Source organism: Dyella sp. OK584 (genome assembly GCF_057787755.1).
In genome coordinates this window covers 2,410,061-2,428,539 of the sequence record NZ_CM173542.1, presented here as the reverse complement: position 1 = coordinate 2,428,539, position 18,479 = coordinate 2,410,061, and the positions used below count along the sequence as shown (strand labels likewise).

Here is an 18,479-nt window from a genome sequence, read left to right as displayed (position 1 = left end):
CGCGCGATAATGCGCACATGAACGCCATTGCCATACCCAGCGCCGAGCAGGCGCAACAGGACATCGTCGACGAGTTTGCCTTCTTCGGTGACTGGACCGAGCGCTACCAATACCTGATCGACATGGGCAAGCAACTGCCGCCCTTCCCCGAAGATCTGAAGACCGAGGACTACCGGGTGCACGGCTGCCAGTCGATGGTGTGGCTGGTACCCAGCGGCAATGCCGGCAAACTGCATTTCCAGGCCGCCAGCGATTCGGCCATCGTCTCGGGCCTGATCGCACTGGTATTGCGCGTGTATTCCGACCGCCCCGCCAGCGAGATCGTGGCCGCCGAGCCACGCTTCATCGAAGCCATCGGGCTGGCCAAGCACCTCTCGCCCACACGCTCCAACGGGCTGGCCGCGATGCTGGTCAAGCTCAAATCGTATGCGGCGGCGACGTTGAAAGCCTGATACGGCGCCATCTGAAAAACAAAACCCCGCCTTAGGCGGGGTTTTGCTTATCCATAAGCGGATCGACCGAAGTCAGTCGCCCATCTGCTTCTGCAGATGCTCACGACGCTCCTGCGCGTCCAGCGACAGCGTGGCGATCGGGCGGGCGTCGAGGCGCTCCAGGCCGATTTCCTCGTCGGTTTCCTCGCAATAGCCGTAGCGACCTTCCTCGATGCGGCGGAGCGCCTTGTCGATCTTGGAGATCAGCTTGCGGTAACGATCGCGGGTGCGCAGCTCCAGCGAATTCTCCGTCTCGCGGGTGGCACGCTCGGCCTCGTCGCCCACGTCGCGAACTTCGTCACGCAAGTTTTCCATGGTCTGGCGAGACTCTTCCACCAACTGGTCGCGCCATTCGCGCAGCTTGTTGCGGAAGTAGGCCAGGTGCTTCGGGTTCATGTACTCCCCGTCGTTCGAGGAGGGGCGATAACCCTTGGGGAGGTCGATCGTGGTCGTTGAAGGCAGCGCGTAGCGACCGTCTTCGCGGGTGATGCCATTGTCGAGAGCTGCGGATTTATTCATCGAGGACTGCTGGGCTTTCTGCTTTTTGAGAGGGGTATGACGAGCGGTGGCGCTGGCTACTTTACCTGCAAGAGGCAAAGCGGCCGGCTTGGCCGGCCCGGAGGAAACGGGTGCTGCTTTGGCCGGTGCCGGCGTCACCTGCTTGACAGCAGCCGGCTGCTTGGCGGGTGCTGCCTTGGCAACTGGCTTGGCTGGCAAGGCCTTGGCGGGCTTCACCGGCGCCGCCACCTGCTTGGTTACGGTCTTGGGCGGCTGCTTCTTGGCGGGCGCAGCCACTTTCTTTGCGGCCGGCTTCACCACGTTCTTTACGGGCGCCGGCTTCTTCGCAGGCGCGGCTTTCTTCGCCGGGGGCTTGGGAGCGGCTTTCTTGGCGACCACGCTCTTGGCCGGAGCCTTGACGACTTTCTTGGCGACGGGCTTCTTCGCTACGGCCTTTTTGACCGCAGCCTTCTTGACCGCTGGTTTCTTGGCCACAGCAGCCCTGGCCATCGCCGTTTTCGCCCCGCGGGAGGCGGCAGCTGGCTTCTTGCCTGCCTTGAGGTCTTTCACCTTACCGGCAGGCTTTCCTTTCTGCGGCTTGGTGGCTGTCGCACTACGCGTCGTTTTCGCCATTTCCCTTCACCATTTTAGCCTTGGCGGCCGGGTGTTATAGCCCATGTATCTAACACCGGCAACCGTGCTTCTGGAATACTTGGGACACTACATGCCCCAAGCTGTTTCGGCAGCGTCAAACCGTCGTGACCCGACTCATACTTCTACTGCTCGCCTTCTACAAGCGCTGGCTAAGCCCCCTGCTGGGTCAGCGCTGCCGATTCCACCCCAGCTGTTCCGATTATGCACGGATTGCCGTCGTGCGATTCGGTCCGCTCAGGGGAGGCATGCTAACCGGATGGCGGCTGCTGCGCTGCCAGCCGCTTTGCGAGGGTGGCGAAGATCCGGTACCTGAGCAGTTCACTTTCCGCCGTTGCCGTACTGCTGGAGAAAACCATGTCCACTGATTGGCTGATCAAGAATGCCGAACTGGTCAATGAAGGCCGCCGCTTCCATGCCGATCTGCGGGTAAGGCAGGGGCGCATCGACGCCATTGCCGGCGACCTCGTTGCCCGGCCGGGTGAGCAAGTGATCGACGCCAGCGGTCTGTGGCTGTTTCCCGGCATGATCGACGATCAGGTCCACTTCCGCGAACCCGGCCTGACACAAAAGGCGGACATCGCCCATGAGTCACGTGCCTGCGCCGCAGGTGGCATCACCAGCTACATGGAGATGCCCAATACCAAGCCGCCCGCGCTCGACCGCGACACGCTGGAAGCCAAGTACGCCCGAGCAGCGGAAACCTCGGCAGTGAACTACGCGTTCTACATGGGCGCCAGCAATGACAACCTGGAAGCCATCCGTAGCCTCGATCCGCTCGCCGCGCCTGGCGTGAAGGTGTTCATGGGTGCCTCCACCGGCAACATGCTGGTGGACAACCCCGCCGTGCTCGACGGCATTTTCCGTGAGGCGCCCACCCCGATCATCACGCACTGCGAAGACAGCCCGATGATCGACGCGAACCTCGCCAAAGCCCATGCGAAGTACGGCGATGACATTCCCGCGTGGGAACACCCGCTGATCCGCTCGCGAGAAGCCTGCATCAAGTCCACCCGCCTGGCCATCGATCTGGCGCGCCGCCACAACAGCCGGCTGCACGTGCTGCATATCTCCACGGCCGACGAGCTGGCCTTGTTCGAGCCGGGCCCGCTGAAGGGCAAGCGCATCACGGCAGAAACCTGCGTGCACTTCCTGCATTTCGACGACCGCGACTACGAACGGCTCGGCTTCCTGATCAAGTGCAATCCGGCGATCAAGACCGCCGCCGACCGAGAGGCCATCATCAAGGCGCTGGCCGAAGGTCGCATCGACGTGCTGGCCACTGACCATGCGCCGCACCTGCTGGAGGAAAAGGCGCAGCTATATGACAAGGCGCCAAGCGGCCTGCCGCTGGTGCAGTTTGCGCTGCAGGCCACGTTGCAGCGCGTGTTTGAAGGCAAGCTGTCGCTGGAGCGTGCCGTAGAGGCCGTGACGCATGCACCGGCCACGCTGTTCGACGTGAAAGAGCGCGGTTTTCTGCGCGAGGGCTACGCGGCGGACCTGGTGCTGGTAGATCCGAACAAGCCACACACCGTGCGCCGCGAAGAAGTGCTGTCGAAGTGTGCCTGGTCGCCGTTCGAGGGCTACACCTTCAACAGTTCCATCGTCGCCACCTTCGTCAATGGCCAGCGCGTTTGGGATGGCTCCAGCGTCGACCTGGGCGTTCGCGGCCAGCGGCTGACGTTCGCCCGATAGAGAGATGACTGGGCCGGTCGCGCGAACGCTCTGCTTCCGCGACCGGCCCGACCTTAAGGCACGGCCTTCAGCGTGATGCTGACCGGTCCGTTTTCGCCGGAGCGTCCCAGCACGCTCACTCGCGTGTCACTGATCGCCAGCAGCTTGTCGCCCTGCTGCAGGCGCACGCTGATGGCGAAATCCACGCCATCGCGCAAGTCGGCCGGGTCGTAGCTGATCAGGAAATCCACTGGCGAGGCACCTATCGGCTGGACTCGCTCCTCGGAAATCGTACGTGCGGCCACATCCTGGCGACTCACATCGGCCAGCGTCACCAGCAGATAGGCGTCCGCCGGTGGCGGTTGCGGCAACTCATAACGGATGTCGCCGACAATAGACTTCATCAATGCCTGGTGCACAGCCGTGGGCGCTGGCGGAGTCGTGTCGTGCTTGGCGTGGTGTGAAAACATCGAGCACGCTGACAGTGCGAGCGCACCGACAGCGAGCAGCGAAAGGCGGGACAGCATGTGGATCTCCTGAAGGAGCCTGATGACAGACTCCCTCGATGCTAGCAGGCCGGCCTTTAACGGCGACTCAGGCGCAACCCTTGCCCGCGTAACCGCCCTCGACACCTTTGCTGGCATAGGCCACGGCATCGTGCGGATGCAGGCTTTCCTGGTGTTCCACGCGAATGTGGAAATCGCTGAGGTTCGTATCGGCGTCGAGCGTCCTCTGAATGCGGCGAGCGGCATCCTCGCAAAACATCAGGTTGCTGCCGTTGGCAAGTGCGAAGGCTTGTTCATCCTCGCGCTTCACTGCGGTTTGCACGGGGGTACCCAACGCCTGTTCGGTCTGGTCGATCAGGCTGATCAGGTCGAACTTCGCATCCTCGGCCGGACGCACACGCAAGCGAGCCACACTGCGCTGCGCATGCGGCGTGGCGACAATGCCCTTCTCGCTGCCCAGCCACGCCACTACCGCGGCATGGTCGATCGGCCCGGAGGCGTCGAAATCCTTTGCGAACTGATCCTGGATCAGTTGGCGCGACAGCGCGGCCGACGCCGGACAAGTGGATGAGTAGACGATCTCGGTGCCGAACTCGAGCAGGAATTCGTCACCTACCAGGCTGGCTTCGATGCACACCGGATAAGCGCGCCAGCCACTGTTGCTACTGCGCAGCGCGGGGCGCCGCACCAGGTGCTCGAAGCGGATGCTGAGGCAGGCGCGATCGGACAGGTCCTTGTGCGATTCCAGGAAGCCGCGCAGCAGCTCGCGCAACGAGGTGGCGCTCAATGTCTGCGTACTGAGCGCCTGCTCCACCTGCAGGTAGAGGCGCGACATGTGGATACCGCGCTTGTCCGGCCGGCGCAAATTGACGAAGGCACCAACGCGCGCGCTGGCACGCTGCGCATCGCCATCGCCGGCGTCGAAACGCACCGGCACCTCGATGCCATCCATGCCGACCCAATCCAGCTCACCGACAAGGTGCGGCTGGGCATGGACGGCCACGTCGGGCAGCAGGCGGGCAGTGTTTTCCTCGGTATACATGGTGAATCCTATGACCTGGCGGGCGCCTGAGCGCCGCGAGAGACACCAATCTTGGGGCAGCGCACCTGCCTCGCAATAGTGGCGTGGCGGAAACGCTGCGTCCGCCCCGGTTTAGTCGACCAGCTGCCGCCAGGCCCGTGCGGCCTGCCAGGCCTGCCACGCGACGCCCGGCCCCTGGCGGCCCTGCCCCTTACGCAGCACATCCAGCGGATCGGCCGCCTTGCGCGCCTTGGCGACCAGGGCGCGACCATGGCGCGATTCCAACCCGCGAAAAGCACTGAGCGGCCCCGGCAGGCGTTCGGACTCGCGCCAGGCGGCGTGCAAGTCCTCCAGTTGGGCGCGGATGGCGTCTTCACGCGCCGCGCTGGCCGAGCGCAGTTCATTGCGGCTCAAACCATGGCGGGCCAGTCGAGCCATGGGCAAGGCCAGCCGGTCACGTTCAGCGTCTTCTTCCAGGCGCAGCAAGGCGAACAGCAAATGCGAGAGCGTGGCCACCCGGGCGGCGCGATCGGGAGACGCATCGTCACCAAACCACCACGCGGTTTCCAGCTTGGCGATGGCGCCATGCAGCTGCGACCCGGCGGCCACCTGGGCCGGAAAATCGGCAGCGGTCCCCTCTTCCAGCTGTGCCATGGCGGCCAATACCGGCGCAAGCCAGCGCTCGTTCGGCATGGCGTGGGCGCGCTCGTCGTCGAACAGCACCTGGGTCAGCGGATGACGACCGCCGCTGGCGGCGGCGCCTGAAAGTTCTTCCGCCCACCAGTTCAACTTGGTGGCAGCCACCTGCGGTTCGCGGATGCCATAGGCGGCGGCAAGCCATTCCTGCTCTAGCGCCGCCAGTGCGATATGCCCCGGGTAGGTGGTCTGGTTGACGAATGCGAGCGCGATGCGCTGCTGTGGCTGCACCGCAATCCATTTGTCGATGTAACTCTGCAGCGCTGCGTCGGTCATGCCGTCACCTGCAGGCGGCCGATCAAGTCCGATGGGTGTTCGATCACCAGGTCGGCATCCCACTGGTGCGGATCACCGCCATCCAGATAGCCCCATCGCACGGCAATGGTGTACATACCGGCTGCACCGCCGGCGAGGATGTCGCGGCGATCGTCACCCACGAACAGGCAACACGCGGGATCAAGCCCTGCGCGCTCGCACGCAAGCAGCACCGGCGCGGGATTCGGTTTCTTCACCGGCAAGGTATCGCCAGAGACCACCGCCGCCGCGCGATCGGCCCAGCCGATGCGCTGCATCAGTTCATCGGTGAGAAAGCCGGGCTTGTTGGTGACAACGCCCCAGCGGAGTCCTTGTGCCTCGATCGTGGCCAGCAATTCGTTGATGCCATCGAACGGACGGGTATGTTGTGCCATCACCGCCTGGTAGAGCTCCAGGTAACGCGGCACCAGTTGCAGCAACCCGGCGTCATCGATGGTGGGGAACGCGCAGCGCAGGATCGCACGCGAACCGCGCGACACCACCTCGCGAACCATCGCGTAGGGCGGCACGTGCACCTGCATTTCATCGCACTGGGTCTTCAGCGCGGCGTACAGGTCGATGGCGCTATCGAGCAGGGTCCCATCGAGGTCGAACAGCACACCCTGGATGTCTTGCGGAAACGACTTCATGCCGGCTTACGGGCGCTGATGAGGTAGTTCACCGCCGTGATGCGACTGAGCCAGGCCTTGCGGTTGACGGGGTTGTATCCCAGGCCCGAGACGTCCTCCAGCTCAAGGCCCGCCTGGCGCATCAAGCGGCCGAGCTCGGAGGGCTTGAGGAATTGCGTGTAATGATGCGTGCCACGCGGCAGCATTCGCATGATGTATTCGGCACCCAGGATAGCCGCGCCGAATGCAGCCGGCGTGCGGTTGAGGGTGGACATCACCACCACGCCACCGGGCTTCACCATGCGTGCCAGGTCGCTCACCAGCGCCGCCGGATCGGGAACGTGCTCGATCAGCTCCATGCAGCACACGGCATCGAAGCTTTCGGGTTCGGCAGCGGCAAGATCAGCCGAGGACTGCACGCGATAGTCAACGTCGAGGTCCGGCGTTTCCAGTCGCGACTCATGCAAATGCAGGCGTGCGATTTCGATCACTTTCTCGCCAAGGTCGATACCGGTGACATGCGCACCCGACTTCGCCAGCGACTCGCTGAGCAAGCCGCCGCCGCAGCCGACATCGGCCACGCGTGCGTTGCGCAGATCCACGCGCGCTGCCACGTAAGCGGCACGCACGGGGTTGAGGTCATGCAGCGGTCGGGATTCGCCATCTGGATCCCACCAGCGCGCGGCGAGCTTGCCGAAACGGGCGATTTCCTCGGGGCTTACATTGGCAGCGGCTTGCATCGAAAGCATCCTTTGAAACTGTGGGCAGAGCTTAACGCGCCTGCCATTCGTAGACCGTGATATCCCAGCCGCCGCTCACATGGGCCGGATCTTCGTGTGCGATGCGCTGCGCCTCGTCCATGTTCTGGGCAAGCATCAAATAGGCGCCGCCGGACTGGTCGCTGAAGCCGCCCGACATTTCGAGGCAGCCGCCGGCACGCAGGCCCTCCAGAAAATCTTTGTGTGACTGCACGACCGCGGGGTCAAACTCCGGGCGGCGCATGGCCATGACAAGATAACGGTTCATCGTGCGCCCTCAACCCGCGTCGATCGCGGCGATGCGTTCGCGCCACGCATGCGTTTTCGCCAGCACGGCATCGGTATCGATATCGGTCAGCACGCGGCTGGCAAGCTTGCGCACGCCGTTGATCCATACATCGCTGACCTGGTGGCGGCCCGTCGCATAGGCCAGCTGCGAAGCGATATGGAACAGCGGTTGCGTCTCGAGATCGGACAAACGCACGGCGGCCAGATCGGCCCGCTTGCCTGCTTCGATCGAACCGATCTTGTCTTCCAGCCCCATCGCACGGGCGCCGTTGAGCGTAGCGGCTCGCAGCGCATAGGCCGCATCGAATGCCGCCGCGTCGCCTGCGACAGCCTTGGCCAGCAGCGCCGCGGTGCGCATCTCACCGAACATATCCAGATCGTTGTTGGACGCACAGCCGTCCGTACCCAGCGCCACATTCACGCCGGCCTGGCGCAATTTTTCGGCGGGACAGAAGCCAGATGCCAGCTTGAGGTTGGATTCCGGGCAATGCACCACCGACACGCCCGCTTCCGCGCAGGCGGCGATTTCGCTGTCGGTGAGCTGGGTCATGTGCACGGCGATCAGACGGTCATTGACGATGCCAAGCTTCTGCAATCGCTGGAACGGCCGCAGTCCACTCTTGGCCTTCTCTTCCTCAACCTCGTGCGCGGTCTCGTGCGTATGCAGATGCACCTGGATATCGAGCTGGTCGGACAGCACGCGGATGCGCTCGAAGCTCTCGTCCGACACGGTGTACGGCGCGTGCGGCGCAAACGATGTACCTACCAGCGAGTCGCCAAGAAAACTGTCGTGCACTTCGACGGCACGCTCGAAATACTCATCGCGCGTCTTCGCCCACGCGGTGGGAAATTCGATCACCGGCAAGCCAACCACCGCGCGGAAACCCATGCGCCGATAGGTGGCGCCGATCACGTCGGGGAAGAAGTAGTTCTCGTTGGCACAAGTGGTGCCGCCGCGGATCATCTCGGCCACGGCCAGCTCCACGCCGTCGCGCACGAACTCGGGGCCGATCACCTGCCCTTCGACCGGCCAGATGTGCTTCTGCAGCCACACCATCAGGGGCAGATCGTCAGCAAGACCGCGCAGCAACGTCATCGGGTTGTGCGTGTGCGTGTTGACCAGGCCGGGAATCAGTACGTGCTCTCCCAGCTCGACACGTTCTCGCGGTGCATAGGCAGCACGCGCTTCGGCAATCGGCAACAGCGCCACGATAGCGCCCTTGTCGACGGCCACCGCATGGTGATCCAACACAACAGCATGGGGCTCCACGGGCACGACCCAGCGCGCTTCGATCAGCAGGTCGATGGTGGTGGGTGTCATTTGCGTCATGGTTGCTCCAGCAGCCTGTCTTGCCAGAAAACGGTGTAGGGATCGAATGAATAGCGTTTGCCATCGTAGGCCACGACCTGGCGTGCCGTGCGGACCTTTGTGCTGCCATCGGGCTGGTCAGCGCTCACCTGCGCCGTGACCATCAGATTGGCAAAGCCCCGTGTCATCTGCTTGTCCAGGCTCAACGTGATCGATGCAGACTCCTGCAAGAAACCGCTGGTTTCGACACAGCGCGTGCCATGCAACGTATGCCATTCCGCCAGATAAACGCTGAACACAGGGCGCAGCTTGTTGCCCTCGGGTGTCAGCAAAGTGAGCTCATCGTCGGCGCCGCCGTCCGGACAACTGGCGCCACGTGCCAAGTTGTGCACAACGTAGCCGAGTGCGCGTATACCAGGCGCAAGACGATAACGCGCCGTATCCAGCGAGAGACTTTCCCGCATCAGCTGCAACCCTGCGTCCTCCTCCACCGTGGTGTCGTAGCGCTGGCGCAAGCGGCCGGTTTTGGTATCCAGTAAAGCCACCAGCATATGGTCGGTCCGTTCTCCCTGCACCGCAGTTTCGCCGGGCGCGAGGTAGGCCAGCACCACGGCGAGGAGTTGATGGTCATCGGGCCATGGCTTGCAGGCAGCGGCCAATAGTGGACCGTCCCACCAATCGTCTTCACCGGGGAGCGTAATGTCCGGACGCTTCAGTTGCTCCGCGATGGTGTCGATGGTGGCAGTGTCACAGGATTGCGCATCGCTCGCCCACGTAGGTAGCGCGAGCAAGAGCAGGAGCAGCCCCACGACAACGGAAAAGCCTTTGGCGAGCCGATGTCGGGATCCACATGTGATAGTCACCGCTATCTCCTTGCGCTGTTTACGACATGGGGCGGATCACCTTGCGGTGGCCGCCCCATGGTTGCCTATCAACGTGACGACTTTCGCTCGTCATTCCAGCGAAGGCCGGGATCCATTGCCTTCCGATGCCATGCAGCGAAAGGTGTTGTGTGCTTCGCACACGATTTTCACTGGATCCCTGCTTCCGCAGGGATGACGCATTGGCAGGCCGCGCGCAAGCGCGCGGGCCGATGCGTCACTTGCCGACGCGGCTGACGTATTCGCCCGTGCGGGTGTCGACCTTGATCATTTCGTCGGTGCCGACGAACAGCGGCACGCGCACCACGGCGCCGGTTTCCAGCGTGGCCGGCTTACCGCCGCCACCCGAGGTGTCGCCACGCACGCCCGGATCGGTCTCAGTGATCTTCAGCTCGACGAAGTTCGGCGGCTGAACAGCAATGACCTCGCCGTTGAACAGCGTGACCACGCATTCTTCCTCGCCCTTGAGCCACTTCACCGCGTCACCGACACCGGCCTTGCCGGCCTGATGCTGCTCGAACGACTCCTGCTGCATGAAGTGCCAGAACTCGCCATCGGTGTACAGGTACTGCATGTCCGTATCGTTGACGTCCGCCACTTCGAACGAGTCGCTGGACTTCATCGTCTGCTCGGAGGTGCGGCCATTCTTGAGGTTGCGGATAAAGATGCGAGTGAAGGCCTGGCCCTTGCCGGGCTTGATGAATTCGGCCTCGGTAATGACCCACGGGTCGTTGTTGTGAAGGATCTTCATTCCCTTCTTGACGTCGTTCAGACCGGCGGTCGCCATGCGCTATCTACTCCAAAGGTAAATCCGCCCCGTGGGGCAGCTAGAATTAGGGATCTGTTGCGGGCTCCAAGGCCCGTCCCAAGGCCCACCATGATAACCGCAAGCCCCAGTGCCCGCCTATTGCCACCAGCCGCCGACTGGCGCGAGCTGTGGCGCAACGCCATCACGGACCCGGCCGAACTGCTGCAGGCCGCCGGACTTGGTAGCCGAACGGACCTTCTGCCTCCCGATGACGCCGGCTTCGCGCTGCGTGTCCCGCGCGGCTTCGTCTCACGGATGCGCCAGGGCGACCCATCCGACCCTCTGCTGCTGCAGGTGTTGCCGCGAGCGGCCGAGCACGACCGGATAGAGGGCTTCACGACGGATGCCGTGGGCGACCTGACCGCGAAGGCCGGGCAAGGGATCCTGCACAAATACAGCGGGCGTGCCCTGCTGATCGCCAGCGGCAGCTGCGCCATCAATTGCCGCTACTGCTTCCGCCGGCACTTTCCCTACGGCGATGAGATGGCTGCCGCCGGCCAATGGCGCAAGGCGCTGGACCACGTGCGGCAGGATACGTCGATCACCGAGCTGATTCTGTCCGGCGGTGATCCGCTGTCGCTAGCCACTGGCAAGCTGGAAGAACTGACCCGGGGGCTGGCAGACATTCCGCACGTTACCCGCCTGCGCATCCACACCCGCCTGCCGGTGGTGCTGCCCGAGCGCATCGACAACGCTTTCATCCATTGGTTTGCCAGGCTGCCGCTGCAGAAGGTGGTGGTGCTGCACGCCAACCACGCCAACGAGTTCGACGCGTGCGTGGACGCCGCCTGCGCCCGCCTGCGCGAAGCTGGCGTCACGCTGCTCAACCAGTCGGTACTGCTGCGTGGCATCAACGACGACGCTGACACGCTGACGGCATTGTCAGAGCGCCTCTTCGCCGCCGGCGTACTGCCCTACTACCTGCACCAGCTCGATCGCGTGCAGGGTTCCGCGCATTTCGAAGTGGGCGACACCGATGCCCTGGCACTGGTGGAGGCCATGCGTCACCGCCTGCCCGGCTACCTGGTGCCCAAGCTGGTGCGCGAAGTGGGTGGCGAAGCGTCCAAGCGACCGTTGTAACCAGGCCATCACGCAGATGTGGGCCGCGTCACTTCAGGAATATTTGTGCTGGCAGTGACAGCCGGAATCCGCTACAACCAAGAATGGCCCGCGCCCTGCTGTCATGGCAGGTTTACCTCCAGCAGCCGCGAACAATGGATAGCTCGACGTGCCCATGAAAACTGACCAGGTCATCAAGATCCTTTTCATCGAAAAGTCGGTCGAAGACGCGGAACAGATCATCAGCCTGCTACGCAATAGCGGTATCGCCGTGCGCCCCGCACGTGCGACCAGTGCCGAACAGATCACCGCGGCGCTGGACGAACTGGGGCCAGACATCGTGCTATTCGACCCCGCGGTAGGCACGCTGGAGCTGCGAGAAGTCGCGCGCATGCTCGACGCCACCGGCCGAGACCTTTCACTGATCGCCCTGGTCAGTCAGGTGGACAACGCCGCCATCACCGAGCTGTTCGTCGGTGGCGCCCGCAGTGTGGCGTTGCGCCCGCAGCCCAAGCAGCTGATGGCGGTGATCCAGCGAGAATTCGACGCGCTCAACGCCCGTCGCCAGTTGCGCCGTCTGGAAACTGCGCTGCGCGAATCCGAGCGCCGCTGCGATGCGCTGCTGGACTCGTCCACCGACGCCATCGCCTATGTGCATGAGGGCATGCATGTACGCGCCAACCAGGCCTACCTCGATACGTTCGGCTATACCGACTTCGACGATCTGCTGGGCCTCCCCGTGCTGGACATGGTCGGGCCCAACGATGCCGATGAATTCAAGAACACGCTGAAGGGTCTCTCGCGCGGCGAAAAGCCCAACGGCCCTATCGAAATGCAGGCCCGCCGCGCAGATGCCACCCATTTCAAGGCCAGCGTTGAATTTGCCCATGCCACGTTCGAGGGCGAGTCCTGCTTGCAGGTCGTGTTCCGTCGCCAGCAGATCGATGCCAGCGTGATCGAGCAGTTGCAGCGCGACCAGGTAACGGGCCTGTTCAATCGCGCGCGCATGCTGGAATGCATCGATCAGGCGGTGGCCGCAGCCACCGAAGGCACCAAGGGCCAATCGCTGCTGCTGATCGAACCGGACAACTGGCAGACCATCGTGGCCGGCGTGGGTCTGGCCAAGGCGGACGAATTGCTGGCTGCCTTTGCCTCCCGCGTGGAAGGGCAGCTAAGCGCCCAGGACACCGCCGGCCTGCTGGCCGAGCACACGGTCGGTGTATTGCTTAACACACGTAACGACGAAGGCATCAAGAGCTGGATCACCGGCCTGCAGCAGGCCATTACCAGCGGCATTTTCGACCTCGGCACGCGCTCCATCACCGTGACGGCCAGTATCGGCGGCAGCATGCTCGGCGAAAAGAACGCCAACACCGAGCTGTTGCTCAACCAGGCCAGCCAGGCGCTTCGCAACGCGCAGAGCCAGGGTGGCAATCGCAGCGACCTCCACGACCCGGCCGCTCGCGAGAAGGCCGACGAGGAACGCGAGCGCTACTGGCTGGGCGTGCTGAAGGAGGCGCTCACGCAGGACGACTTCGTGCTCTACCACCAGCAGACCATCAGCCTGCAGGACGCCGAGGGAGAGTTCTCCGAGATCCTGCTGCGCCTCAACGGCCCGCAGGGCGAGGTATTGCCTGGCTTCTTCATGCCGATCGCCGAAAAGCACAACCTCACGCCTGCCATCGACCGCTGGGTGCTGAATCAGGCCATCGAAGCGTTGCAATCACGCGAGCGCAGTGGTCAGCCCAGCACTTTCTTCGTCAAGCTGACCTCTGGTTCGCTGGAAGATGCCGAACTCCTGCCCTGGCTAGGCCAGCGTCTGAAACAGGCGGCGCTCAAGAACGGCAAGCTGGTGCTGGAAACCACCGAGAGCAAGGTAGTGACCGCGCTGCGCCCGGCACAGGAATTCATCCAGGCCTGGAAAAAGCTGGGCGGCCAGTTCGCGCTGGAACAGTTCGGCTCAGGCCTCAACTCGTTCCAGTTGCTCAACCACATCGACGCCGACTACCTGAAGATCGACCGCAGCTACATGGCCGACCTGCCGCAGCAGCCGGAGAGTCAGAAGAAAGTGATCGAGATCTGCCGCCAGTCGCGCGAGTTGAAGAAGCAGACCATTGCCGAATGGGTGGAAGACGCTGCCAGCACTTCGTTGCTGTTCGCCTGCGGCGTCGATTTCGTACAGGGAAACTTCCTGCAGGAACCGCAGCGGTTGACGTGAGCCGTGACTGCTCCCTCTCTCCTTCGGTGAGAGGATTAGTGTGAGGGGGCAATCTAGCTTCACGCTGCAAGCGAAGTGCGCTTCTATTGAGGCCTTTCCGCGTGCACCCGCCCCTCACCTTAATCCGCTCTCCCACACGGACTACCTCCGGGTCGCTCCAAGAGGGAGATGAGGACAGAAAACAAAAAACCCCGCGAATCGCTCCGCGGGGGTTTCTTTGCATCGATGTCGCGCCGGAATTACTCGGCGGCAGCAGCCTTCTTCTTCGCGGCTTTGGCGGCGGAGACGGCGGCGATGTCTTCCTTGATGCGGGCAGCCTTACCTTCCAGCTTGCGCAGGTAGTACAGCTTGGCGCCACGCACCTTGCCCTTGCGCTTCACTTCCAGCGAGTCGATGGCCGGGCTGTGAGCCTGGAACACGCGCTCCACGCCGGTGCCGTGCGAAATCTTGCGCACGGTGAAGGCCGAATGCAGGCCGCGGCTGCGCTTGGCGATGACGACACCCTCGAACGCCTGGACGCGCTCGCGGTTACCTTCCTTCACCTTGACGTTGACCACCACGGTGTCGCCAGGGCCGAATTCCGGCAGCTGGCGGGTGATCTGCTCGGCTTCGAACTGTTCAATGAGTTTGTTCATGGCAACACCTGTTTGATATCAATTGCTGCGGTCATGATTCGACCACATCGTTGTGCCGCGTCTGCGATCGTGCATGCTCGCGGCGGAATTCATCCAACAGCGCTCGGGATTCTGCATCCAGCGCGCGCTGCGCCAATAGGTCGGGCCGTCGCAACCAGGTCCGTCCCAGCGATTGCTTCAGGCGCCAGCGGCGAATGGCCGCGTGATCACCGGAAAGCAGAACATCCGGCACGTCTCCCAGCGCGTCATGCACCGGTTTTGCATAGTGCGGGCAATCCAGCAGTCCGTCCGAGAACGAATCCTGCTGAGCCGACAGCGCGTCGTTCAACGCGCCGTCCTGCAAACGGCCCACGGCGTCAATGATCACCGCCGCGCCAAGCTCACCGCCGGACAGCACATAATCGCCGATGGAGAGCTCCTCGTCGACCTCGTGCGCCAGCAGACGCTCGTCCACACCTTCATAACGTCCACAGACCAAGGCGATACGCGGCAACTTCGCCAGCGCTTCCACCCTGCCCTGCGTCAGCCGCGCTCCTTGCGGACTGAGGTAAATCACATGCACCGGTTCCGGTGCGGCCTCACGCACAGCCTTGAGGGCGTCGCGCAAAGGCTGAATCAGCATCACCATCCCCGGTCCGCCGCCGCAGGTGCGACCGTCCACGGTGCGGTAATTGTCGGTGGCGTAGTCGCGCGGATTCCAGGTTTCCACCTGCAGCAGCTCACGCTGTTGCGCACGCCCCACCACACCGACCGCAGCACACTGACGCATGAAGTCGGGAAACAGCGTGACGACATCGATGCGCATGATCCTCAACCCTTTATGCAGCGCCAGGCGCGCTCAGAATTCAGGATCCCAGTCCACCACCATGCGCCCGCCGGATAAATCCACCGAACGCACATAAGAACCCTGGATGAAAGGAACCAGCCGCTCACGCGTACCGTCCTTCACTACCACGACGTCGTTGGCGCCGGTCGCGAACAGGTGACTGACCCGACCCAGTGCCACGCCTTCCGTGGTGACGACCTCCAGACCTTCGAGGTCGACCCAGTAAAACTCATCCTTGCCGGGAGGCGGCAGCAGTTCGCGGGCGACAAAAATATCCTGTCCCACCAGCGCTGCCGCTGCATCACGGTCGTCCACTCCAGGAAATTGGGCGACAAGCCCTTTGCCCTGCGGACGACCCTTCACTCCCGCGATCTCCGTCTCCATACCCGGCGCCGATATGAGCAGCCAGGGCTGGTAGGTGAAGATCCGCGTGCGGGGCTCGGTCCAGGATTCGATCTTGAGCCAGCCCTGCACGCCGTACAGCCCGACGATGCGTCCGACCAGGACGCGCCGACCGGCTGCGGTCATACTCAGGCAGCCTGCTGCTTGCCGGCTTCCTTGACCAGGGACGCGACCTTATCGGTCAGCTGCGCACCCTTGGAAACCCACTCCTGCACGCGGGTGACGTTCAGCTCAAGGCGCTTGTCCTTGCCCGAAGCAACCGGATTGTAGTAACCCACGTTCTCAATGCTGCGGCCGTCGCGCTTGTTGCGCTGATCGGTGACAACGATGTGGTAGAACGGACGGCCCTTGGCGCCGCCGCGCGAAAGACGAATCTTGACCATAAGTAAAAGCTCCAGAGTTGCCGTATGCCGGCAGCACGCACGAGACCGTGCGCGGTAAACGCGGCATTTTAATGAATTTTGAGGAAAAAGGAAGAGCTGGCAGGCAAATTCAGCCCGCACAGCCGGCCAGGCCGTTCAGTCTCAGCGCATCGGCGGCAAACCGCCGCCCATGCCGCCCATGCCCTTCATGGCGCCACGCATCTGCCGCAGCAGGCCCTTGGTGCCGCCCTTGGAGAGCTTGGACATCATCTTTTCCATCTGCATGTACTGCTTGAGCAGACGGTTGACGTCAGCCGGCTGGGTGCCAGAGCCGCGTGCCACGCGAGCGCGGCGCGAACCGTTGAGCAGGTCCGGATGGCGACGTTCTTTCTTGGTCATCGACTGGATGATCGCGACCATGCGCTTGATCTCACCATCGTTGACCTTGGATTTCACATTCTCGGGCAGGCCGGATACACCCGGCAGCTTGTCCATGAGACCGGCTAAGCCACCCATGTTGGTCATCTGTTCAAGCTGGTCGCGCATGTCATTGAGATCGAAGCGCTTGCCCTTGATGACCTTCTCGGCGAGCTTCTGCGCCTTTTCCTGATCGACCTTGCGCTCCACTTCCTCGACCAGCGACAACACGTCGCCCATGCCAAGAATGCGCTGCGCCACGCGATCGGGATGGAACGGCTCCAGCGCGTCGGTTTTCTCACCGGCGCCAAGGAACTTGATCGGCCGGCCGGTGACATAGCGAACCGACAGCGCCGCACCACCACGCGCATCACCGTCGGTCTTGGTCAGCACCACGCCGGTGAGCGGCAATGCCTCAGCGAACGCCTTGGCCGTATTGGCGGCGTCCTGACCGGTCATGGAGTCGACCACGAACAGGGTTTCGATCGGCGTGATCGCGGCGTGCAGCGCCTTGATCTCGGCCATCATCGCCTCGTCCACGTGCAGGCGACCGGCGGTATCGACCAGCAGCACATCAACCACTTCGCGACGCGCGGCGGCGATGGCGTTCCTGGCGATATCGACCGGGTTCTGTCCTGCTTCGGACGGGAAGAACTTCACGCCCACCTGTTCGGCCAGCGTACGCAGCTGCTCGATAGCGGCCGGACGGTAGACGTCACAACTCACCACCATCACCTTTTTCTTCTTGCGCTCGGTGAGGAAGCGGGCGAGCTTGGCCACAGTGGTGGTCTTGCCCGCGCCCTGCAGACCGGCCATCAACACCACGGCGGGCGGCTGCTGGGCGAGATTGAGCTCAGCGTTGGAAGTGCCCATCAGCGCGGTCAATTCATCGCTGACGACCTTTACCAATGCCTGACCCGGCGACAGGCTCTTGAGCACTTCCTGGCCGACCGCGCGCACCTTCACACGCTCGATCAGCGCCTGCACCACCGGCAGCGCCACGTCGGCCTCCAGCAGGGCAATGCGCACCTCTCGCATCGACTCGCGGATGTTCTCCTCGGTCAGGCGACCGCGGCCACGCAGGCGGTTGACGGTAGTAGAGAGGCGTTGGCTGAGGGACTCGAACATAAGGAGCTGATGGCTTGAGAGGATCGCAGAGTATAGCGGACCTCGGGCGCAGGACTGAGAACCCCTTTTCCGCGTCACTTGGCCACCCGCTGCACAGCCGGCCAACTTACCCCCTACACTCCCGCGTCATGGCCATTACCGTCTTCGCCCTGCTCGCCGTCGTGCTCTACCTCACCGCCGCCGCGGGGCTGGCTCGCCCCCTGCTGAGCGGAGGACAGCCACTGAATCGTTCGGCGTTATCGCTGGCCGGCGGCGCGGTGTTGATCCATGCCGGCGTCCTCCTGAGCATCCATCGCGGTTCGCTGGATCTGCATTTCTTCTCCGCGCTCTCTCTGATGGCATGCGTGGTTTCGGCGCTGACGCTGGTAGTCAACAGCTCACGCCCGGTGGCGGCACTGGGCGTGATCGTGTTCCCGCTTACCGCCTTGTTCCTGTCGGCGGATACTTTTCTGGCACCCGCAACTTCGCCCGAACCACTGGAATGGCAGATCAAGTTGCACGTGACGGTGGCGCTGCTGGCCTTCAGCGTTTTATCTATCGCAGCGGCGCTGGCGATCCTGCTGGCGATACAGGAACGGGCGCTGCGCCATCGCCAGTTTGGCCCGTGGTTGCGCGCACTACCCCCGCTGACGTTGACGGAGACGCTGCTGTTTCGCCTGATCGGCGCGGGCTTCCTGCTGCTCACGCTGACCTTGCTCACCGGCATCCTGTTCGTGGAAAACCTGTTTGGCCAGCACCTGATCCACAAGACCGTGCTGTCGATCATCGCTTGGCTTGTTTTCGGCGCCCTGCTCTACGGTCGCTGGCGCCACGGCTGGCGCGGCCGCAGCGCAGTCAATCTCACGTTGACTGGCATGGGCGTGCTGCTGCTGGCGTTTTTCGGCACCAAGGCGGTGCTGGAGCTGATACTGCACCGAACGCCCTGATC

General features: G+C 63.3%; 21 protein-coding genes. 6 read left to right on the top strand and 15 right to left on the bottom strand.

Annotation, left to right across the window (positions count from 1 at the left end; all coding sequences use genetic code 11):
- Nucleotides 1-17 precede the first annotated feature (17 nt).
- Complete coding sequence (locus AC3CBN_RS10810; RefSeq protein ID WP_488633033.1) at nt 18-452, top strand: SufE family protein; 435 nt, start codon at nt 18-20, stop codon at nt 450-452.
- Nucleotides 453-524: 72 nt separating this feature from the next.
- On the opposite strand, the gene dksA is transcribed toward AC3CBN_RS10810, so the two are convergent.
- Entirely contained in the window at nt 525-1,622 is a 1,098-nt protein-coding gene (dksA, locus tag AC3CBN_RS10805) for an RNA polymerase-binding protein DksA (RefSeq protein ID WP_488633032.1), read from the bottom strand.
- Between the two features lie 125 nt (nt 1,623-1,747).
- Here dksA and yidD point away from each other — a divergent pair, with 125 nt between their 5' ends.
- Together yidD and AC3CBN_RS10795 are read left to right on the top strand one after the other, a co-directional pair.
- On the top strand, nt 1,748-2,008 hold the full coding sequence (yidD, locus tag AC3CBN_RS10800; protein ID WP_488633031.1) for a membrane protein insertion efficiency factor YidD: 261 nt from the start codon (nt 1,748-1,750) through the stop codon (nt 2,006-2,008).
- Nucleotides 1,998-3,335, top strand: a complete 1,338-nt coding sequence (locus tag AC3CBN_RS10795; RefSeq protein WP_488633030.1) for a dihydroorotase — start codon at nt 1,998-2,000, stop codon at nt 3,333-3,335. The genes yidD and AC3CBN_RS10795 overlap by 11 nt, the downstream gene beginning before the upstream one ends.
- A gap of 53 nt (nt 3,336-3,388) precedes the next feature.
- Here AC3CBN_RS10795 and AC3CBN_RS10790 read toward each other — a convergent pair whose 3' ends face one another.
- The 9 genes from AC3CBN_RS10790 to efp all read right to left on the bottom strand — a co-directional run bounded on the left by AC3CBN_RS10790 (nt 3,389) and on the right by efp (nt 10,483).
- Nucleotides 3,389-3,841, bottom strand: a complete 453-nt coding sequence (locus AC3CBN_RS10790; protein WP_488633029.1) for a YbaY family lipoprotein — start codon at nt 3,839-3,841, stop codon at nt 3,389-3,391.
- Between the two features lie 67 nt (nt 3,842-3,908).
- The gene (folE2, locus tag AC3CBN_RS10785; RefSeq protein ID WP_488633028.1) at nt 3,909-4,862 is read right to left on the bottom strand and encodes a GTP cyclohydrolase FolE2; all 954 of its coding nucleotides are present in this window, start codon (nt 4,860-4,862) and stop codon (nt 3,909-3,911) included.
- 111 nt (nt 4,863-4,973) lie between these two features.
- Nucleotides 4,974-5,813 carry a squalene/phytoene synthase family protein gene (locus AC3CBN_RS10780; RefSeq protein WP_488633027.1) on the bottom strand — a complete coding sequence of 280 codons (840 nt, stop codon included), beginning with the start codon at nt 5,811-5,813 and terminating at the stop codon, nt 4,974-4,976.
- Entirely contained in the window at nt 5,810-6,481 is a 672-nt protein-coding gene (locus AC3CBN_RS10775; protein WP_488633026.1) for an HAD-IA family hydrolase, read from the bottom strand. The genes AC3CBN_RS10780 and AC3CBN_RS10775 overlap by 4 nt, the downstream gene beginning before the upstream one ends.
- Nucleotides 6,478-7,200, bottom strand: a complete 723-nt coding sequence (ubiG, locus tag AC3CBN_RS10770) for a bifunctional 2-polyprenyl-6-hydroxyphenol methylase/3-demethylubiquinol 3-O-methyltransferase UbiG (protein ID WP_488633025.1) — start codon at nt 7,198-7,200, stop codon at nt 6,478-6,480. The genes AC3CBN_RS10775 and ubiG overlap by 4 nt, the downstream gene beginning before the upstream one ends.
- A gap of 31 nt (nt 7,201-7,231) precedes the next feature.
- Entirely contained in the window at nt 7,232-7,486 is a 255-nt protein-coding gene (locus AC3CBN_RS10765) for a YciI family protein (RefSeq protein WP_488633024.1), read from the bottom strand.
- A 9-nt stretch (nt 7,487-7,495) separates the two neighbouring features.
- Nucleotides 7,496-8,836 carry a TRZ/ATZ family hydrolase gene (locus AC3CBN_RS10760; RefSeq protein ID WP_488633023.1) on the bottom strand — a complete coding sequence of 447 codons (1,341 nt, stop codon included), beginning with the start codon at nt 8,834-8,836 and terminating at the stop codon, nt 7,496-7,498.
- Nucleotides 8,833-9,678, bottom strand: coding sequence for a PA3715 family protein (locus AC3CBN_RS10755; RefSeq protein WP_488633022.1), 846 nt, complete (start codon nt 9,676-9,678; stop codon nt 8,833-8,835). The genes AC3CBN_RS10760 and AC3CBN_RS10755 overlap by 4 nt, the downstream gene beginning before the upstream one ends.
- A gap of 235 nt (nt 9,679-9,913) precedes the next feature.
- On the bottom strand, nt 9,914-10,483 hold the full coding sequence (gene efp, locus AC3CBN_RS10750) for an elongation factor P (RefSeq protein ID WP_488633021.1): 570 nt from the start codon (nt 10,481-10,483) through the stop codon (nt 9,914-9,916).
- Nucleotides 10,484-10,573: 90 nt separating this feature from the next.
- Between efp and epmB the strand changes: the two genes are divergently transcribed.
- Nucleotides 10,574-11,584 carry an EF-P beta-lysylation protein EpmB gene (gene epmB / locus AC3CBN_RS10745; RefSeq protein ID WP_488633020.1) on the top strand — a complete coding sequence of 337 codons (1,011 nt, stop codon included), beginning with the start codon at nt 10,574-10,576 and terminating at the stop codon, nt 11,582-11,584.
- Nucleotides 11,585-11,738: 154 nt separating this feature from the next.
- Nucleotides 11,739-13,781, top strand: coding sequence for an EAL domain-containing response regulator (locus AC3CBN_RS10740; protein WP_488636715.1), 2,043 nt, complete (start codon nt 11,739-11,741; stop codon nt 13,779-13,781).
- A 239-nt stretch (nt 13,782-14,020) separates the two neighbouring features.
- Here the strand turns inward: AC3CBN_RS10740 and rplS are convergent, their stop codons facing one another.
- The 5 genes from rplS to ffh all read right to left on the bottom strand — a co-directional run bounded on the left by rplS (nt 14,021) and on the right by ffh (nt 17,551).
- The gene (gene rplS / locus AC3CBN_RS10735) at nt 14,021-14,416 is read right to left on the bottom strand and encodes a 50S ribosomal protein L19 (RefSeq protein WP_488633019.1); all 396 of its coding nucleotides are present in this window, start codon (nt 14,414-14,416) and stop codon (nt 14,021-14,023) included.
- A gap of 31 nt (nt 14,417-14,447) precedes the next feature.
- A complete protein-coding gene (trmD, locus tag AC3CBN_RS10730) occupies nt 14,448-15,221 on the bottom strand; it encodes a tRNA (guanosine(37)-N1)-methyltransferase TrmD (protein ID WP_488633018.1) in 774 nt (257 codons plus the stop codon).
- Between the two features lie 33 nt (nt 15,222-15,254).
- A complete protein-coding gene (gene rimM / locus AC3CBN_RS10725; protein WP_488633017.1) occupies nt 15,255-15,770 on the bottom strand; it encodes a ribosome maturation factor RimM in 516 nt (171 codons plus the stop codon).
- A gap of 2 nt (nt 15,771-15,772) precedes the next feature.
- Complete coding sequence (gene rpsP, locus AC3CBN_RS10720) at nt 15,773-16,027, bottom strand: 30S ribosomal protein S16 (protein WP_488633016.1); 255 nt, start codon at nt 16,025-16,027, stop codon at nt 15,773-15,775.
- Nucleotides 16,028-16,168: 141 nt separating this feature from the next.
- A complete protein-coding gene (ffh, locus tag AC3CBN_RS10715) occupies nt 16,169-17,551 on the bottom strand; it encodes a signal recognition particle protein (protein WP_488633015.1) in 1,383 nt (460 codons plus the stop codon).
- 128 nt (nt 17,552-17,679) lie between these two features.
- On the opposite strand from ffh, the gene AC3CBN_RS10710 reads away from it, so the two are divergent.
- On the top strand, nt 17,680-18,477 hold the full coding sequence (locus AC3CBN_RS10710) for a cytochrome C assembly family protein (RefSeq protein ID WP_488633014.1): 798 nt from the start codon (nt 17,680-17,682) through the stop codon (nt 18,475-18,477).
- Nucleotides 18,478-18,479: the final 2 nt, after the last annotated feature.

What these genes read in the sequence shown, in the direction of transcription:
- dksA (WP_488633032.1), bottom strand. Translation starts at nt 1,622, where the DNA reads ATGGCGAAAACGACGCGTAGTGCGACAGCCACCAAGCCGCAGAAAGGA.
- rimM (WP_488633017.1), bottom strand. Translation starts at nt 15,770, where the DNA reads ATGACCGCAGCCGGTCGGCGCGTCCTGGTCGGACGCATCGTCGGGCTG.
- folE2 (WP_488633028.1), bottom strand. Translation starts at nt 4,862, where the DNA reads ATGTATACCGAGGAAAACACTGCCCGCCTGCTGCCCGACGTGGCCGTC.
- efp (WP_488633021.1), bottom strand. Translation starts at nt 10,483, where the DNA reads ATGGCGACCGCCGGTCTGAACGACGTCAAGAAGGGAATGAAGATCCTT.
- AC3CBN_RS10780 (WP_488633027.1), bottom strand. Translation starts at nt 5,813, where the DNA reads ATGACCGACGCAGCGCTGCAGAGTTACATCGACAAATGGATTGCGGTG.
- AC3CBN_RS10775 (WP_488633026.1), bottom strand. Translation starts at nt 6,481, where the DNA reads ATGAAGTCGTTTCCGCAAGACATCCAGGGTGTGCTGTTCGACCTCGAT.
- rpsP (WP_488633016.1), bottom strand. Translation starts at nt 16,027, where the DNA reads ATGGTCAAGATTCGTCTTTCGCGCGGCGGCGCCAAGGGCCGTCCGTTC.
- epmB (WP_488633020.1), top strand. Translation starts at nt 10,574, where the DNA reads ATGATAACCGCAAGCCCCAGTGCCCGCCTATTGCCACCAGCCGCCGAC.
- AC3CBN_RS10740 (WP_488636715.1), top strand. Translation starts at nt 11,739, where the DNA reads ATGAAAACTGACCAGGTCATCAAGATCCTTTTCATCGAAAAGTCGGTC.
- ubiG (WP_488633025.1), bottom strand. Translation starts at nt 7,200, where the DNA reads ATGCAAGCCGCTGCCAATGTAAGCCCCGAGGAAATCGCCCGTTTCGGC.
- trmD (WP_488633018.1), bottom strand. Translation starts at nt 15,221, where the DNA reads ATGCGCATCGATGTCGTCACGCTGTTTCCCGACTTCATGCGTCAGTGT.
- AC3CBN_RS10765 (WP_488633024.1), bottom strand. Translation starts at nt 7,486, where the DNA reads ATGAACCGTTATCTTGTCATGGCCATGCGCCGCCCGGAGTTTGACCCC.
- AC3CBN_RS10795 (WP_488633030.1), top strand. Translation starts at nt 1,998, where the DNA reads ATGTCCACTGATTGGCTGATCAAGAATGCCGAACTGGTCAATGAAGGC.
- ffh (WP_488633015.1), bottom strand. Translation starts at nt 17,551, where the DNA reads ATGTTCGAGTCCCTCAGCCAACGCCTCTCTACTACCGTCAACCGCCTG.
- AC3CBN_RS10710 (WP_488633014.1), top strand. Translation starts at nt 17,680, where the DNA reads ATGGCCATTACCGTCTTCGCCCTGCTCGCCGTCGTGCTCTACCTCACC.
- AC3CBN_RS10790 (WP_488633029.1), bottom strand. Translation starts at nt 3,841, where the DNA reads ATGCTGTCCCGCCTTTCGCTGCTCGCTGTCGGTGCGCTCGCACTGTCA.
- AC3CBN_RS10760 (WP_488633023.1), bottom strand. Translation starts at nt 8,836, where the DNA reads ATGACGCAAATGACACCCACCACCATCGACCTGCTGATCGAAGCGCGC.
- rplS (WP_488633019.1), bottom strand. Translation starts at nt 14,416, where the DNA reads ATGAACAAACTCATTGAACAGTTCGAAGCCGAGCAGATCACCCGCCAG.
- AC3CBN_RS10810 (WP_488633033.1), top strand. Translation starts at nt 18, where the DNA reads ATGAACGCCATTGCCATACCCAGCGCCGAGCAGGCGCAACAGGACATC.